Annotated in this window: 12 protein-coding genes; 4 read left to right on the top strand and 8 right to left on the bottom strand. The window is 68.0% G+C overall.

Annotated elements, in window-relative coordinates; all coding sequences use genetic code 11:
- Positions 1-108: 108 nt before the first annotated feature.
- Together SACMADRAFT_RS01240 and SACMADRAFT_RS01235 are read right to left on the bottom strand one after the other, a co-directional pair.
- Entirely contained in the window at positions 109-447 is a 339-nt protein-coding gene (locus tag SACMADRAFT_RS01240) for a hypothetical protein (RefSeq protein WP_009151953.1), read from the bottom strand.
- Positions 444-863 carry a YbaB/EbfC family nucleoid-associated protein gene (locus SACMADRAFT_RS01235; RefSeq protein ID WP_009151952.1) on the bottom strand — a complete coding sequence of 140 codons (420 nt, stop codon included), beginning with the start codon at positions 861-863 and terminating at the stop codon, positions 444-446. Before SACMADRAFT_RS01235 ends, SACMADRAFT_RS01240 begins: the two co-directional genes overlap by 4 nt.
- Positions 864-951: 88 nt before the next feature.
- Between SACMADRAFT_RS01235 and SACMADRAFT_RS01230 the strand changes: the two genes are divergently transcribed.
- A complete protein-coding gene (locus SACMADRAFT_RS01230; RefSeq protein ID WP_009151951.1) occupies positions 952-2,238 on the top strand; it encodes a S8 family serine peptidase in 1,287 nt (428 codons plus the stop codon).
- Positions 2,239-2,357: 119 nt separating this feature from the next.
- On the opposite strand, the gene SACMADRAFT_RS01225 is transcribed toward SACMADRAFT_RS01230, so the two are convergent.
- The 4 genes from SACMADRAFT_RS01225 to eccD all read right to left on the bottom strand — a co-directional run bounded on the left by SACMADRAFT_RS01225 (position 2,358) and on the right by eccD (position 6,031).
- The gene (locus SACMADRAFT_RS01225) at positions 2,358-2,645 is read right to left on the bottom strand and encodes a WXG100 family type VII secretion target (protein WP_009151950.1); all 288 of its coding nucleotides are present in this window, start codon (positions 2,643-2,645) and stop codon (positions 2,358-2,360) included.
- A 42-nt stretch (positions 2,646-2,687) separates the two neighbouring features.
- On the bottom strand, positions 2,688-3,053 hold the full coding sequence (locus tag SACMADRAFT_RS01220) for a WXG100 family type VII secretion target (RefSeq protein WP_040925495.1): 366 nt from the start codon (positions 3,051-3,053) through the stop codon (positions 2,688-2,690).
- Positions 3,054-3,205: 152 nt separating this feature from the next.
- Positions 3,206-4,621 carry a type VII secretion protein EccB gene (gene eccB / locus SACMADRAFT_RS01215; RefSeq protein ID WP_009151948.1) on the bottom strand — a complete coding sequence of 472 codons (1,416 nt, stop codon included), beginning with the start codon at positions 4,619-4,621 and terminating at the stop codon, positions 3,206-3,208.
- Positions 4,622-4,630: 9 nt separating this feature from the next.
- A complete protein-coding gene (gene eccD / locus SACMADRAFT_RS01210) occupies positions 4,631-6,031 on the bottom strand; it encodes a type VII secretion integral membrane protein EccD (protein ID WP_009151947.1) in 1,401 nt (466 codons plus the stop codon).
- A gap of 98 nt (positions 6,032-6,129) precedes the next feature.
- Here eccD and SACMADRAFT_RS01205 point away from each other — a divergent pair, with 98 nt between their 5' ends.
- The 3 genes from SACMADRAFT_RS01205 (at position 6,130) to SACMADRAFT_RS30705 (ending at position 13,292) form a co-directional block, all read left to right on the top strand.
- Positions 6,130-10,098 carry a type VII secretion protein EccC gene (locus SACMADRAFT_RS01205; protein ID WP_009151946.1) on the top strand — a complete coding sequence of 1,323 codons (3,969 nt, stop codon included), beginning with the start codon at positions 6,130-6,132 and terminating at the stop codon, positions 10,096-10,098.
- 113 nt (positions 10,099-10,211) lie between these two features.
- Positions 10,212-11,228: a hypothetical protein gene (locus tag SACMADRAFT_RS01200; protein WP_009151945.1), complete on the top strand. Its 1,017-nt coding sequence runs from the start codon at positions 10,212-10,214 to the stop codon at positions 11,226-11,228.
- Positions 11,229-11,234: 6 nt separating this feature from the next.
- Positions 11,235-13,292: a hypothetical protein gene (locus SACMADRAFT_RS30705; RefSeq protein WP_009151944.1), complete on the top strand. Its 2,058-nt coding sequence runs from the start codon at positions 11,235-11,237 to the stop codon at positions 13,290-13,292.
- Between the two features lie 354 nt (positions 13,293-13,646).
- On the opposite strand, the gene SACMADRAFT_RS01190 is transcribed toward SACMADRAFT_RS30705, so the two are convergent.
- Together SACMADRAFT_RS01190 and SACMADRAFT_RS01185 are read right to left on the bottom strand one after the other, a co-directional pair.
- Positions 13,647-13,943 (bottom strand): hypothetical protein, encoded by a 297-nt coding sequence (locus tag SACMADRAFT_RS01190; RefSeq protein WP_009151943.1) that lies wholly within the window; start codon positions 13,941-13,943, stop codon positions 13,647-13,649.
- Positions 13,944-14,120: 177 nt separating this feature from the next.
- Positions 14,121-16,046, bottom strand: a complete 1,926-nt coding sequence (locus SACMADRAFT_RS01185; RefSeq protein WP_198285918.1) for a vWA domain-containing protein — start codon at positions 16,044-16,046, stop codon at positions 14,121-14,123.
- Positions 16,047-16,141: the final 95 nt, after the last annotated feature.

The following is a 16,141-nucleotide window of genomic DNA, read 5'->3' as shown; positions in this document are numbered from 1 at the left end:
TTGACGAGCGAATGCGCCGATCGGTCCGTCCAGCGGATTCGAACCCAACGCACCCACCCTTCACATCGCGATGAACCGGACACGAGAACAAGTCAGCGGAGAGCCCGCTCAGATCTCCACGCCGTCCATGTCCTCCTTGCTCTTGCGCGCCTCGGCCTCGTAGAGAGCCATCACGTACCTGACGTTGTCTCCGATCTGGGCGGCCGATTCGGACAGTCCGGCGTGGTTGGCGTAGATCGCCTTGATGTCGTCCGCCTTCGGGTGCTGGGCTCGCATGGCTTCTCCCGGCTTGTCGTCACCGTAAGTGCCAATGTCCTGGATCAGCTCGATGATCTTTTCCTGCGTCGGTTTGGCGAGCTTCTCGAACTCCTCGGCCCGAACCTTGAACTGGCTTCCCATCGCCATGATCGCCGACAGGCTCGTGTTGACGTCGATGAAGCCGCTCATCGTTGCTCCTTCCGTTCGGCGAAGATTTCCGCGTCACTGCGCAGCAGGTCGACGAAGTTGTCCTCCCACTCCGGGGTGTACTTCTGCCTGATCTCGGCGATCTCGGGTGGGAACTGGCTCTCCATGATCTCTTTGAGCTGTTCGGACACGTCCGCAACCGCCGCGTGCGACGTCGCGAGGATCTTGGCCTGCAACTCGCTCGCGTCGGGGCGCCGGAACACCCTCGGGTCGATCTCGAGATCGACAAGTTGCCCGCGTGGACCGACGACAACCTTCACCATGCGGTCGTCCGACCACGCCACCCCGGTCAGCTCCATCATCCGGCGTTGGGTGTCCGGAACCGACTCCGCCATCTGCTGAATCTGGTCCAACACGTCCTGGAAGACCGGGTCGACGGACTCCTCACGAAACTCCATCGCACAACTCCTCATCTAGACACACCCCGCAGCACACCATGCGCCTTGGACTTTCCAGGCATGCCGCCGGTTCCGCTAGCATCGCCGCGTGCCGCTGAAGAACTTCTTGCGTCTGACGCTCGCCGCGACGATCGGCGGCATCACCTTGTTGGTCGCGCCGCATCCGGTCGCGGCGCAACAGCAATGTGTTCAGCCAGGAGCGGAGATCACGCCGGTGCCCTGGGCACAGCAACTGCTCTCGCCCGACCGGGCGTGGCCGATGTCCACGGGTGCGGGCCAACGTGTGGCGGTCGTCAGCACCGGGATCGCGACCCACCCGCAACTCGCCGGCAGGGTCACCGACTCGATCGACCTTGCTCCCGCCGATCCGCGAAGCGATCCCAGCGGCGAAGCCGACTGCCTGGGGACCGGCACGGGTGTCGCCGGAATCGTGGCCGCGCGCTCCATTGACTCGGTCGGGTTTCACGGAGTGGCACCCGATGCGAGGTTGCTTTCGGCCAAAGTGGTCGGTGACCGGTTTCCCACCGGCGCGGGGGAATCGGTGGCGCCGGCTCTGCTCGCCTCGGCGATCGAGTGGGCCATCGACCGAGGCGCGACGGTCATCGCGGTTCCCACGATCACCTACCAGGACAGCACCGCGCTGCGGCAGGCCGTGCGGCGGGCGCTGGACAACGACGTCGTGCTCGTGGCCGCGACCGGCGAGCTGACCAGGACCACACCGCTCGGTCTCACGCCGTACCCGGCCGCCTACGACGGGGTACTCGGGGTGAGTGGGATCGGCCGCGACGGGCTGGTCACCGACGCGTCCCGCCCGGAACACGTGGATCTGGTGGCGCCCGGCTACGAGGTGCTCACCACGCTTCCGAAGGCTGGGCACGGCGAAATGTCGGCAAGCGCGTTCGCCACCGGTTACGTGGCGGGCACTGTCGCGCTCGCCCGCTCCTACCACCGTGGCGCCTCCGCCGCCGACATCGTGCGACGGGTACGTGCGACGGCCGCACCCGCGCCCGACAGCGAGGGCAGCGCGAACTACGGGCAGGGGTTGGTGAACCCCTACCAAGCGGTGGTGGAGAACCTGGTTCCGGGAGATCCGGCCGAACTGCCGCCGATGTCGCGAACGACCATGAGCAGGCAGGAACGTGCACGGGCGCAAGCACAGGCCGACAGCGACGAACTCGCCTTCGGCCTGGCAGGCGCGGCCGCCGCACTCGCCGCCGCGGTGACCGTGGCAGTCGTGTTCGGGCCGCGCGGTCGAAGGCGCGGATGGCGCAGCGGACTCGCCGAAGCCCCGCAGGACCGGCCCGAGGACGAACTGCCCGAACCACCCGTCGAGCTGTTCGGCGACCGGTCGGGGCGACCCTCGCCAGGTCGGTGATCCTGGTTCGCGCACGGTTTGTGCCTTCCTATCAGCTCCTGTTCGTGAGAAAGCCGGTTCTGGAGCCTCCCGCTCCAGAACCGGCTCCCGAAACCCCCTGTTTCGTGTCGAGCGCCCGCTTACATCGGGAACAGTCCCGCGCCCTTGCGGTCGGCAGCGAACGCGTTCTCCGCCGCCATCCGGGTGAGCTGACCGATCTCGGTCTGCGCGTTGGTGAGGTTGCCTGCCTCGGCGTCCCACTTCCCCTGCGCAGCCAGGAACACCTCGGATGCCCCGCTCTCCCAGGCACCGCCGCAGATTCCCCGCGCCTTCGTCATCAGATCCTCGAACAGCCCCCGGATCTGCTCGGCGTAGCCGACCGTACTCGCACCCGTCTCATCGACGGCGCCCGTGACCCTGAAAACCATGTGTCCTCCCGGCTGTGGTTTCGGTGGTGACCGTTGACGAGCTCAGAGCCGACCGCTCTTCGCCGCCATGCCGCCGCCGTAGCCTTCGGCCGCAGCGGCGGCACCGGGGTCGACGGCCCCCAGTTGCAGTTCGTCATCCGCGTCGGTTTCGAGGATGAGTCGCTTGTTGCCGGTAACGCCTGACTGGAGATCCACGAGAATGCCCTTCAGCCTCGTCCAGATCTCGTAGAACTCTTCCTGCTTGCGCACCGCCGCGTTGGCGGCACCGCCCTGCCAGCCGGGACCGACCACGCTGAGGTAGGACTCCCTGATCCGGTTGATGACCTCGGCGGCGCGCTCACCGGTGTCGCCGATGGCGTTCTCGAGGTCCTGAACCTGATCGGGATCGAGATTGATTTTCCCCGTCAATGCTGTCACCCCATACGCATGTGGATTGGCCTCGCGTTCAACGTAAGAGCGCGCGCTGGCATCCCGCAGACAGGGCGACACCTCATCGAGGACGCGATATCGCAGCTCAGCACACTACGACCAGCCGCATCGCGGAGCGGGTACGGGTTTCGCTACGGGGACTGCTGCGCCGGTCGTAGCGCGGTCGCGGGATTCAGCGCGGGGCCGGCGGGGATGCGTTGCACCAGCGTGGCGGGCATATCGACCGCCATTGCATCCGAGTACCCCAAAGCAGCGAGTACATCGGGTGAGGGCACCGCAAAACGCATGCCCAGATCGGTGACGATGCTCAGCGCCCCGGGACCGCTGCCGTCGGACGGCAGGGCACGCACCACGGCCACACCGCCGGGCGGCACGAGCACCCGATCGGCCAGCCTGACCCCCGCCGGTGTCTCGGCACTGGTCTGGACCCCGGCGTCGAGCGCGGAAACGTCGCCGCCGATCGAGATCACCGGACCCGAGCTCGCACTGTCAGTGCGGGAACACAACGCGACCGGCCCTTCGCCGGGAATCCGCACCAGCTCCGGCGGCGACTCCGGCGGTGCCGCCTCGCCACTCGCCGGGGCCGGTGCATCGCTGGCAGGCGCCTCGTTGGCCAGCGAAGGAGAGATCTCCTTGGGCGTCACCGAGTACTGGCCACGCAGGATTCGGACCTGCAGCTCGGTGAGCGGAGCCAGCCCGTCGGTTCGAACCAGATAGTGTTGCCTGCCGTCCCCCGCCGCGTGAAAGACGACGTCACCCACCGCCAGGTCGTCCGCTATCGACGACGGCTGTCCCCTGCCTTCGATGTCGATCGGTCCGATGTCCTGTCCCGCGGGGAGCCCGTTCAGCCAGGCCGTACCGGCATCGACGATCTCCAGGTCCGCCCCGAAAACCGACCGCAGCACCGCTTCCGGGCGATCCCCGGCGATGCGGTAGTGCCGGTTGTTCCAGACGAGATAGTTGGTGCCGGTCTCGACGTCACGGACGAGCACGCCGCGATCTCGCAGCGGGGAACCGTCCGGTATCTCGCCGCCGACCAGCAGCGCGGTGCTCGGTGTCGGCACCCCCGCGGTGTTCTCCGCGAGCACCGAGCACATCGTCCACGGTGCTCCTAGCGCCTGCTCGGCCGACGGCAGCGAGGCGGGCGCGCCAGGGATGCCGACCATCGGGTTGCGCGGAATGCCCTCCAGGTCGGCGGCCGACACGCGGTGCGGTTCCGGATCGGACATGTTGCCGAGCAGCCGCCCGGAGGTGATGTTGAGTACCGGCTGCAGGCTGTCGCCGAGATAGACGTAAGTGGCGCCGGTCTCCTTCTCCACGATGACCGAACCATCGGCGCGCCACGACGTGCCGCCGATGCCGGTGAAGACGCCGTACACCCCGAAGCCGGCCGCGATCAGCACGGCGATCATCACACCGGCGAACACGGCGCCCACACCCCTGCGCAGGGGGGCCAACTCGGGGTCGGTTTCGTGCACTATGAGCGCGGAGGTGACCCGCCGCATCATGAACTGGTAGGCCTGCAGCTGATCCCGACGAGTTGGCACCTGTCACCCTCAACCGATCGAAGCCATCAGGCCCTGCACATAACTGAAGAATCCGGTGATGTACGCGGCGAACGGAATGAGCGCCAGGATAGCCACGACGTCGAGGATATCGGCGATCCGGCCCAGCTGCGGAGACGGGTTCTTCCTGCTGTACACCAATCCGGCGTAGGCGAGCAGCATCGCGAGCAGGCCGATGCCGAGCAGGAACACGCCGACACCGGCGTTGTCGTTCGCGCGGGTGGCCAGCCAGTAGGCCAGCAGCGCCGAAACCAGGATTCCACCCACGAGCAACGGGATTCGCTGGCGGGGCACCGGGAAGATGCGCGCCCTGAGCAACAGCGCGACGGCCACCAGAACCAGCATGATCAGCCAGGCGCCGCCGCCGTGTCCGAGCAGGTAGAGGGAGGCGAACACACTCGCGACCGACAGCCCGAGCAGCAACCCCGACAGCACCTCGTCGGCGCGGGCCGCGGCGGCGAAGACGGCGGGCGTCGGCACAGGCTTGTCGTCCTCGAGCAGTTCGGCAGAGCGCTGCGGGAGTTCGGGCAGCGGGACCCTGCCGAGCCGGACGGCGAGCATCGGGTAACCGGGCAGCAACGCGATCCCGACGGTCAGTACGAGTGCCGCCGCGCCGTCAGGGCTGAGCGGGTTGCCGAACAACGCGCCGAGTGTGCCGAGCAGTCCGACGGTGATCGCGGCCATGAACACCCGGCCGACGGCCGCGACACCCACGTAGCCCACGATCCCGAACACCAGCAGCGAGATCGAACCGAGCAGCAGCCTCGGTGGCCCCATGCTGAACAGGTTCGCGTGATCGGGTGCGGTGAGCACCAGCCCGCCCAGGAAGGCGTACACCAGCGCGGGGCCCGCGAACGCGGCGCCTGCCAGCGCGTCGGGAACCGTCCGCGCGACAACGACGCCCGCCGCCAGCAACACGGTCGCCGCGCCGAGCAGTACCAGTCCGGGCACCAACCAGGGTGGCCGGAACAGGAACACGACCAGAGTCGCCAACCCGAGAACCGCCACGGCCACGGCCAGTCCGCAGCGCCGCGTCGCCGCGCGCCCCCAGCTGCGGCCGTACCGCCTGGCACCGCTGGCGATCGTCTCGACCAGATCGTCGTACTCGATCTCCGGCCATTCGACCTGCCCGGCAACGAGGTGCAGCACCTCGCCGTCGCGTACCCCCTGCGCGCCGAGGGTCTGCCTGGGGTCAAGCCGTTCGCCTGTCGGACGGCTCAGCGCCCAGCCACCGTGCCGTTCGCCCGCGTCCGCGGTTTCGTCACCGGCGTGCCGCAGAATGTAGGGAAGCAGTTCCGCGAGCGTGACGTCTTCGGGCAAGGCGACATCGATACCACGTTTCGGCGTGGAGATCGTCACTTTGGCCAGTTTCAGGCCCATCGCCGACGTCATGCCGCACACCTCCAACTTGGAACCCCGCCTCGACTGGCAGAGTAACAATGTGCACCACGGCAGTGGGTCACGATAAACCGCTCTCGGGAGGTTCGGCCTTGGCAACGATCATAGTCAAGCGGCCCGTACGTAGGCCCGCGCCCGAACTGCCTTCCGGTGAAGTGATTTTGGACCCGCCACCGGAGAACCCGCCCATCACGGGAAAGAACTGGACCAGGGTCCTGATGATCCTGCCCATGCTGGCGGGCACCGCCGGTATGGGACTGCTGATCGGTGCGCGCTCACCAGGGCCGATCATGTACGTGGCGGGCGGCCTTTACGGCGCCGCCGTTTTGGGGATGATCCTTTTCCAGATCATGAGTCAGGCCGGGCAGGGGCCTGGCAAGCAGGAGATGATCCAGAACCGGCGGCAGTACATGCGCAAGCTGAGCCAGCTACGCGCACAGGTTCGCGACACCATCTCCCGCCAGCGTCAGGCCATGTTCTACCGCCACCCCGATCCGGACCGCCTCTGGTCGACGGCGCAGAGCGCCCGACTGTGGGAACGCAGGCCGGGCGACTGGGACTTCACGATCATCCGAATCGGACTCGGCAGCCAGGAACTGGCGACACCGCTGGTGCCGCCGGAGACCAAACCGGTCGACGAGCTCGAACCGCTGTGCGCGATGGCGCTGCGCAAGTTCGTGACGACCTACTCCACGGTGCCCGACCTTCCCGTCGCGGTCGCGCTTCGCGGGTTCTCGCGCATCTACGTCACCGGCGACACCGAACGGGGACGCGGGCTCGCGGCTGCGATGCTCGCCCAGCTCTGCACATTTCACGCACCTGGTGACGTGCTGGCCGCACTCTGCGTGAGTCCGAAGAACCGGCAGGCCTGGGACTGGGCGAAATGGCTTCCGCACGCGCTGCACCCGGACAAGCACGACGCCGTGGGCCCCATCCGCCTCGTCGCCCCGAGCATCACCGCGATCGAGGCCATGCTCGACGACGTGCTCGCCAACCGGCCGCGGTTCAACCCCAGCACACCGCCTGCGGACGGCTCGACACACGTGGTCGTGATCCTCGACGGGGGTGACACGGCGGGCTCGGAACACCTCATGATCGAGGGCGGTGTCGAGGGAACCACGCTGATCGACCTGTCCGGCACACCACCGAGACTGCTGGACGCGACGACGCTTGTGCTGGACATCGGCGCCGACGGGGCGCTGCGGAGCAGGACGATGGACGGCGAGAACGCCATCGGCGAGGCCGACTCGCTCGACCCGGCCGGAATGCTCGGCCTCGCGCGCACGCTCGCTCCGCTGCGGCTGTCGTCGGCGACCACCGCGGAACAACCGCTTGCCACCTCGCTCGAGCTGACCGACCTGCTCGGGCTGGGCGACCCGTACGAGTTCGATCTCTCCGAGAGCTGGGCGAAGCGATCGAATCGGGACCGGTTGCGCGTGCCGATCGGGGTGACCGCCGACGGCCGCCCGATGGAACTCGACCTGAAGGAGTCGGCGCAGGACGGCATGGGGCCACACGGCCTGCTCGTCGGCGCGACCGGTTCCGGCAAGTCGGAGTTGCTTCGTACCCTGGTGCTGGCGCTGGCCCTCAGGCACGACTCGGAGATCCTCAACTTCGTGCTGGTGGACTTCAAGGGTGGCGCCACCTTCACCAAGCTCGACCGGCTCCCGCACACCAGCGCGGTGATCACCAACCTTGCCGACGAGCTGCACCTGGTGGACCGCATGCTCGACGCCATCCAGGGTGAGCTGCTGCGCCGTCAGGAACTGTTGCGCAAGGCGGGCAACTACGGCTCCCAACGTGACTACGAGAAGGCCCGCACGGCGGGCGCGCCGCTGGAACCGCTGCCCGCGCTGCTGGTGATCGTCGACGAGTTCTCCGAACTGCTCACCGCTCGGCCCGACTTCATCGACATGTTCGTCCAGATCGGGCGGGTGGGCCGTTCGCTGGGCGTGCACCTGCTGCTGGCATCGCAACGCCTGGAGGAGGGCAGGCTTCGCGGCCTGGATTCGCACCTTTCCTACCGGATCGGTTTGCGGACGTTCTCGGCCATGGAGAGCAGGGCCGCCATCGGCGCCCCCGACGCCTTCCAGTTGCCACGCGCGCCTGGTAACGGCTTTCTTCGCGCGGGAACCGAGGATCTCGTCAGGTTCCGGGCGGCGTACGTCTCCGGCGTCCACCGCCGCGGCGCCAGCGCGGTTCGCACCGACGACCAGGGCAGGCACATCGACCCGGTGCAGGAATACTCGACCCGCTACCTGCGGCCCCGCACCACCGACCAACTCGAACCGACCTCGAGCCACGACGACGATGCCGAGAACGGCGAGACCCTGCTCGACGTGCTGGTGGAGCGGATGGAGGGCAAGGGAAGGCCTGCGCACCAGGTGTGGCTGCCTCCGCTTGCCGAGCCGCCGACCCTGGACCGACTGCTGACAGCGCTGCGGACCGATTCCGAGCGCGGCCTGACGACCGAGGACACGAACCTGTGGGGGGCACTGACCGCCGCGGCGGGCGTGATCGACCGGCCTGCCGAGCAACGCAGGGACGTGTGCTGGCTGGAGTTGTCCGGCGCGGGCGGGAACCTGGTCGTGGTCGGCGGTCCGCACAGCGGTAAGAGCACGGTGGTCCGCACCGTCATGGGCAGTCTCGCGCTCACCCACACCCCCGCGGAGGTGCAGTTCTTCTGCCTCGACTTCGGTGGCGGCGGGCTGGCCTCGATGCGGGGACTGCCTCACGTCAGTGGCGTTTCCACCCGGCGTGACACCACCGAGGTGCGGCGCAGCGTGGCCGAGGCCTACAACCTGCTGCTGGAACGCGAGCAACGGTTCTCCGAGCACGGAATCGACGGCATGGCCACCTACCGCAAACTGCTGCGGGAGGGCAAGTTTCCCGAGGACAACTTCGGTGACGTGTTCCTGGTCGTGGACGGCTGGGCCACCCTGCGCACCGAGTACGAGCAACTGGAGCCGACCGTCACCGAACTGGTCAACCGCGGCCTCGGCTTCGGCGTGCACGTGATCGCGACCGCGAACCGGTGGATGGACCTGCGCATGAACGTCCGCGACATGTTCGGCAGCAAGCTGGAGCTACGGCTCGGTGACCCGGTGGACTCGGCGTTCGGCAGGCGGCAGGCGGCGGCCGTGCCGGAGCAGGCACCCGGCAGGGGGCTTTCTCCGGACGGCGCCCAGTTCCTGGCGGGTGTGCCGCGAGTGGACGGCCGCTGCACCGATGTCGATCTCGCGGAAGGCGTCAAGCAGTTGGTCGACTCGATCAACGCCGGGTGGACCGGTCCGGCCGCGCAGCGCGTGCGGCTGCTGCCGACCGACCTGCCGTACTCCGCGCTTCCACCCGCCGACGAGGGGCCGGGCATCCCGGTCGGCATCGCCGAGACCGACCTACAGCCCGTCTACCTCGACTTCGAGGCCGAGCCGCACCTGCTGCTGTTCGGCGATGTGGAGTCGGGCAAGAGCAACTTCCTGCGCGCGCTGGCGACCGGCATCATGGGCCGCTACACGCCGGAGCAGGCCCAGATCGCGGTCGTGGACTTCCGGCGCAGCCTGCTTGGGCTGATTCCCGACGAGTACCTGATCGGGTATGCGACAGCGACGAAGACCGTGCAGGAGATGGTCCAGGTCACCATCGATGCCATGACCAAACGCCTGCCAGGTGGCGACATCACTCCCGAACAACTGCGCAACCGCAGCTGGTGGAGTGGCCCGGAGCTGTTCATCCTCGTCGACGACCTCGACCTGGTAGCACCGAACTCGCACAGCAACCCGCTGGCACCGCTGCTGGAGTTCATGACGCAGGGCCGCGACATCGGCCTGCACCTGGTGGTGACCCGCCGCTCCGGCGGCGCTGGACGGGCACTGTTCGATCCGGTGATCTCGCGCATCCGCGATCTGGCCTCGCCTGGAATCATGATGTCCGGCAACCGCGAGGAAGGGCCGCTCCTCGGCAACCTCAGGCCGGGGCCACTCCCGACGGGCAGGGGCTGGCTGATTACCCGCTCCAAGGGGGAACTGCTGGTGCAGTTCGCGCATCTACCTCAACAGGAGTGACCAACCCTGTGGGGTTGACTCGTGGTGGTTAGCTGGATGACGCGGGCAGCGTCGCCGCTGCCTTCCGGGGCCTGGTCCACTCGAAGATGTCCACAGTGCAGACGGAGGAAGCCATGGGGGAACCGCCCTACTCGGGACCTGTCGCGGCGCCATGGACCTTTCAGGGCGATGCGACGATCGACGCGGATTCCAGCACGTTTCGCGGTTACGCCACCAATGTCGCGGCGATCGGGACCAACCTGCAGGACGACATGATGGGCCCCGTCATGCTCGTGAACGGCGGCGGCAAGGACGTCTCACTGAGCACGGGCGGCTTCCCGGAAGGGTCCTACTGCGACCAGCTCAACTCACGCAACGCCAGCGAGATAGTGGCGTTCATCCAGGACCTGCGGCAGAACCTGACAGCCATTCCCTCGGGCGCGCACATCCTCGCCGACCTGTACGAGAACACCGACAACGCCAGTGGCGCGACACTGGATGCGGTGAACTGGGCGTTCGCGATGCCGGGAGCCGAGAAGCCCGCGAACCTTCCGCAGTATCTCGCCGAGGGCAAGACCATCGAGCAGGCGATGACCGAAAACGGCGCGGCCGACATCAACCCCAACGACGACGTGCTGATCTCGACGAAGAGCTACGGCCCGGTGACGATCTACGAGTACCGCACGGCCAGCGGGGGGACGCGGCAGGTCACTCACCATCCCGGTGGCACCACCGAGGTTGGCTACGACAAGAAGGGCAACACCGTCTACGAGGTCACGACGGACCTCAACGGTGACTCGGTGACCACCAGCTACAACGACGAAGGCGAGCAGGTCAGCACCACCACCAAGGAATCCACGGAAGTAACGAGGGGTAACACGACGCACTCGCAGGTGACCACCACGGCCGTGGACGCCAACGGCAACGAGACCACCACGACCCGCCACATCGTGACCACGAAGCACGAGGACGGCACGGAAAGCCGCGAGTACTACACGGTGACGGAGAAGCAGGACGAGAACGGCAAGGTGACGACGGAGCGCACCGACGAGCGCTACATCCCCCGGCAACCGCCTGCGGTGACCACCGACGATTGGATGCGGCAGACCGACGACGCGTTGCAGCGCGCCACCATGCGCACGGGGCTGTGAGCCACCGTGGGCGAATCCGACCTCTACTTCGGCTACGGCATCTCCTACCTGCGCCAACTGTCGCACGGTGGTGGCTACGTCCCGTACGTGCCGTCCGCGGTCATGCACTACACGACGGAGTGGGAACGGCAGCAAGAGGCAGCGACCGGCAAGAAGCCGCAGTCCGGCCCGCCCCCGGAGACCCCCGATCCGAACTCCGACGCCGCCGACGGCATCACGATCGACCAGGTCAAGATGCAGATCATGGGCGAGCAGCCGGGCACCACATCGGAGCGCGCCGATGTGTGGTCCAACATCGCCTCGATGCTGTTCAACGTCAAGAACGAGCTCTACAACCAGACCCTCGACCTGGAAGCCAAGTGGGAGTCACCGGAGGCCAAGGACGCCTTCCTGCGAAAGGTCGGGGAGACCCTGGCGTACACGCAGGTCTGGCGTGAGGCCGCCGAAGCCAACGCCGAGGCGCTGAACAACCTGTCCGCCGAGATGAGCATCGCCCAGTCCAAGATGCGCGACCTGTGGGCGGAGTACCAGCGGGAGCTGGGTGAATCCGCCGAAGCCCACCTGGCCTCAAGCCCGATGAAAGGGCTGAAGGGCGACGCGCGGAAGACGATGATCGAGTACTACAAGACGCTCGACAATCTCACCGAAGTGGGCAGGACGAAGGACCAGTACAACCAGAAGGCGCGCGAACTGGCCAGCGAGACCGCCAACGCCTACGCGCCGATAATCCAGAAACTGCAGCTGGGTCGGGCGAAGATGCTCGACCCGCTCAACGCGGTGCTGCATCCCAGCGCGAACGGCGGTCCGCTTCCTCCGGCCGCTCCCGGTGCTCCCGGTGCTCCCGGTGCTCCCGGTGCTCCCGGTGCTCCCGGTGCTCCCGGTGCTCCAGGCGCTCCCGGTGCTCCCGGTGCTCCGGGTGGGCCCGGAGCCTTCGCCCACAACGCACCGACCTTCAACGGCGACACTCCCGCGACTCCCGGTGGTGGGGCCTCGCCGCAGGGTGCACCTGCGGCGCCCCCAGCACCCAACGCTGCGGCGCCACCCTCACCGCCGCCGGTACCACCGGTAGGCGCAGGCGGGGGGCCAGGGGTGTCCGGCGTGCCGCCGGTTCCGATGGTCGGGCCAGGAGCGCCGAGAACGCCGGGCCTGCTTCGCACGGCGCCTGTCCTTGGTACGGGGCCTGGCGCACCGTCGAAATTCCCCGTTCTCCCCCCTGGCGGCGGTCCGGGAGCCCCGACCCCGCCACCCACCGCGCCGGGCAAAGCACCCGGACTGCCCATGATGCCGGGCAACGGCGGCTACCCCCCGGGCACGATCCCGCCCCCGCCTGCTGCCACTCCTGCGGGTAAACCACCGCAGCAGCGGCAGCAGGGCAAGATCATCGGACCGTCGACACCGGGGATGGCTGGTTCCACACCGCCTGTCCCACCGCCGGGCGCCACACCCACCCATCGCGCCAAGGAACCTGCCGCTCCGACGCTGCCGGTGCAGCGCCCTGAGATTCCCGAAGCCTTCCGCGTACCGCCACCCGCGACACCGTCGGTGTTGGACAATCGTGTCGCCAACCGCAGGCGTAGCAAAGCGATCAGCGCCGATGCGGCAGCGGCGTCGGCAAGCCGCGCCACTCCTGGTGCCGTGCCGCCGCTGCTGGCGAATCCGCGAGTACAGTCCGCCGCTGAAGGCGTGCGGCCGGCCAAGACCTCGCCGGACCGCCGCAGGTCCTACCGCAAACCGTCGGAGTTCCAGGCGGGCGTGTCCACGGGCACCTCGCCGGTGTTCGAGGGCAGGGTAGGCCCCGCTCGCGTCGAGACCGCACAGCCTGCAGGCGACGTCCCCGTCGAACTGCGTGGCCCTTCGGCCGCGGCGGCGCAGGAACACGACCGGCACGCCCGCCCGCTGGCGTACGCCGACCGGACGACTCGCACGATCGCGCAGGAAGAGCTGGAGCCCACCGCGAAACCGACCTGGGAAGTCCGTACGCCGGGCGGACCTGTGGTTTCCTCTGGGACGACGGATTCGAAGTACCGGCCCGAGCCGGTCTCGGCCATCGAGGGCAGGCGCTGATGCACGGTCCACGGAAGACGGCCGTCGGCCGCTTCGCCGTCCAGTAGCCGCCCGCCGCCTCGGGTGTGCCCGCACCGTTCGCCAGTTGGCTGCGGTGCGGGCACATCCGGATCGGTCACTGCGTCAGGATGGTTGGTGAAGGCACCGGAACACGGATGTGGCCGAGATCCAATTAGGCCGTTACGAGAAATGGCCCGGCTCGAATGCCGGGCAAGCTGTCGGTCCCATCGCAACGTGACAGGACCGTCCAAAAAGGCAATTCGTGCCACGCCGAGTGGTAGCTGCCCACCCACCGAAGGGCGGGCGGGCAGCCATCCGAAGCGTGCCGAACCGCGGTCACATCTTTGACACTTCTTATGCCGCGTGTCGCTTGTGGTCCTTCGCGGCCGGGGTGGTGGCGTCACTACGCCTGCGCTGCAACCCGGCGGCGAGCTTCGACAACCTGCGGCGGCTCCTGCCGCGCTGTTTCGAGGAATGCGTCCGGGGCCTGCCCAACTGCGGAACGGCCAATTCCTGCGACCTGCGCTGTGCGCACGCCTGGCAAGGTCGTTCGGCGGAAGTGATCAGCCCGGAATCGTGGTCGACAACGGTGTCCAGGATCCAGCCATCGGCACCGCCACAGACGTCGCAACAGTCTCGTTTCTTGACCATGAGTATTTGCTCATCCCGTACTCCCCCTCCTGACACGTTCACCTTCTTTCGATCCTGTCCGACCTCGCTGACGAAGACAGAGCACGGCGCCGTGGTAGCCGTGCCCCGAACCCGCAGCTCACGCACTCGACAACCGCGAGGTGATGCCAAGCTACTGTTCGACTACGGGAGCCGCTGTCACCGTGCCGACGGCCCGCCACGCCGTCGCAGGAAGAAGAACAACCCCGTTCCCGCAGCGGCGACCCCGGTCAACCCGGCGGCGACGACCCAGCCCAGCATCGACGGTGTGGCCTGCGTCGGGCTGCTGGTCAGCACACCGGCCCGGGCCTGGCCCGCGTCACCGCCGAGCCGTGCGCCGCCGTCCCCGAACGGGCCGACGCCACCGGAGTCCGGCGAGCCGGAGCGGTAGCGGGGCCCTTGCTCAGGCTCACCGCCGACTGTCAGCTCGATATGGACAGGTACGGGATGCGCGGTGCCGTCGTCCTCGTGCGGTGGGCTCACTTTGACCGCGATGTAGTACCAGCCCGCGACGCTCTGGCTGCGCGCGCTGTGCTCGTCGGCCGTGCGGTTGTTGTACCGCACCGGGACGGTGGCGATCGAAGGATCATGTGTCGGCAGCGCGTTGGCAGAGCCGGTGTAGGCGGTGCCGTCCCAGTCGATCTGCTCCCGCGACGGTGCGTACAGCGTCGTGGAGATGTTGGACAGGTTCGGCAAGCCTCGGCCGGGTGTCTGCCCGAACCGCACCCGGTAGGCCAGGCCCTGCCCCCAGTCGAGCTTGACCCGGTAGAACAGGAACTCACCACGCTGCACCGTGTCGGTGTAACTTCCCGACCCGGTAAGAACACCGGCGACGTTGAACGAGCCGCCCCCTGTCACCGGCACTGCTGGACCAGTTGGCTCGACGAACTCCACCTTCGGTCGCACGGCGGTGGGGCCGGTGTCGGCCACAGCGGCCTCCACCCCGACAAGAAGCTCCATCGGCAGGCGCTCAGGCACGCCCGAGGCAACCCTGGACCACTCCACAGCGAAGTAGTACCGCCCGCCGCCCTTGCAGCGGTCGCCCTGCTCGCTCCCGGTCTCGGCTTCGGCGGCGCCCTGCCACGTCGTGGCCACCGTCAGAGCGACACCGTCGCTTGATCGCGTCGCCTGCTCGGTTTCGAACTCGTGACAGTCCTCGCCGTCGGTGCCGTAGGTGCGAAGTTGCAACGAACTGAAGTCCTCGGTCACCGAGATGCCGCTCAGCCGGGGAAACGACACGGTGGCGCTGAAGTAGGCCGTGGCACCTTCCGGCACGTCCACCGCGTAGAACCGCCGTTCCCGCTGCCCGATCGTGTCGAGGTACTGGCCCGGCCCCGCCACCGGCGCGGAGTCGTACCCCTGCGAGCCCGCGATGGGCACACCGGCGGGCTCGTAGTTGCGAAGCGCGGTAGCCGTCACCCTTGGCAGGATCTCCTCCAGCGTCCTCGCGTCCGGGGCGTCGGTGTAGGTTCCGCCGGTGGTGTGCGCCACGCACGTCAACTGGGAGCGGGCCTGCTGTTCCACGGCGAATCCAACGGTGTGCACGACCAGGTCGATACCGTCGGCGGTCAGTTCCTTGACGACCTCGCAGGGCTGCGGCGGCGCGCAGGTGTCCTCACCGTCGGAGACCAGCACGATCGCCCGCGGCCCCTGCTCGGGCAGCCGGTCGGCCGCCACCCGCAGGGCCTTGCCGATCGGCGTGTACCCGCGCGGCGTCAACCCGTCCACCGCGTCGGCCATCACCGACTTCTCGATCGGTTCCGGCTCGCGCAGCACAAGCACGTCCTCGCACCCCTTGGCGCGCTCGGCGTCGGAGTTACCCGTGCCGGTGCCGTAGACGGCAAGCCCCACCCTGGACCCGGCCGGTGCGGCCTCCACCACCGCGTGAACGGCTTGCTTGGCCGCGTCCATCTTCACAACCCCGTCGGCGTCGGCCTCGGCCATCGAGCCAGACGCGTCGAGCACGAGCATCGTGGGCGCATACCGCGAACCCGGCTCCTCCGACTGCCCGAAGGCAACCGGCGTCCCAAGCAAGCACAGCAGTACGGCCGACATCACTACGCCCGCCGATCTCTTCAGCCTCACCGTCCGACCCACCCCATCCCGGATTGTCCTTCGCTGGTGACTCGGCTTTGGATGGCCACATTGGTCATACGGTTCCCAACCGCGAGGTCTGGCCC

The organism is Saccharomonospora marina XMU15, from assembly GCF_000244955.1.
In the GTDB taxonomy this organism is placed as follows: Bacteria; Actinomycetota; Actinomycetes; order Mycobacteriales; family Pseudonocardiaceae; genus Saccharomonospora_A; species Saccharomonospora_A marina.
This window is presented reverse-complemented; position numbering and strand designations above follow the sequence as displayed.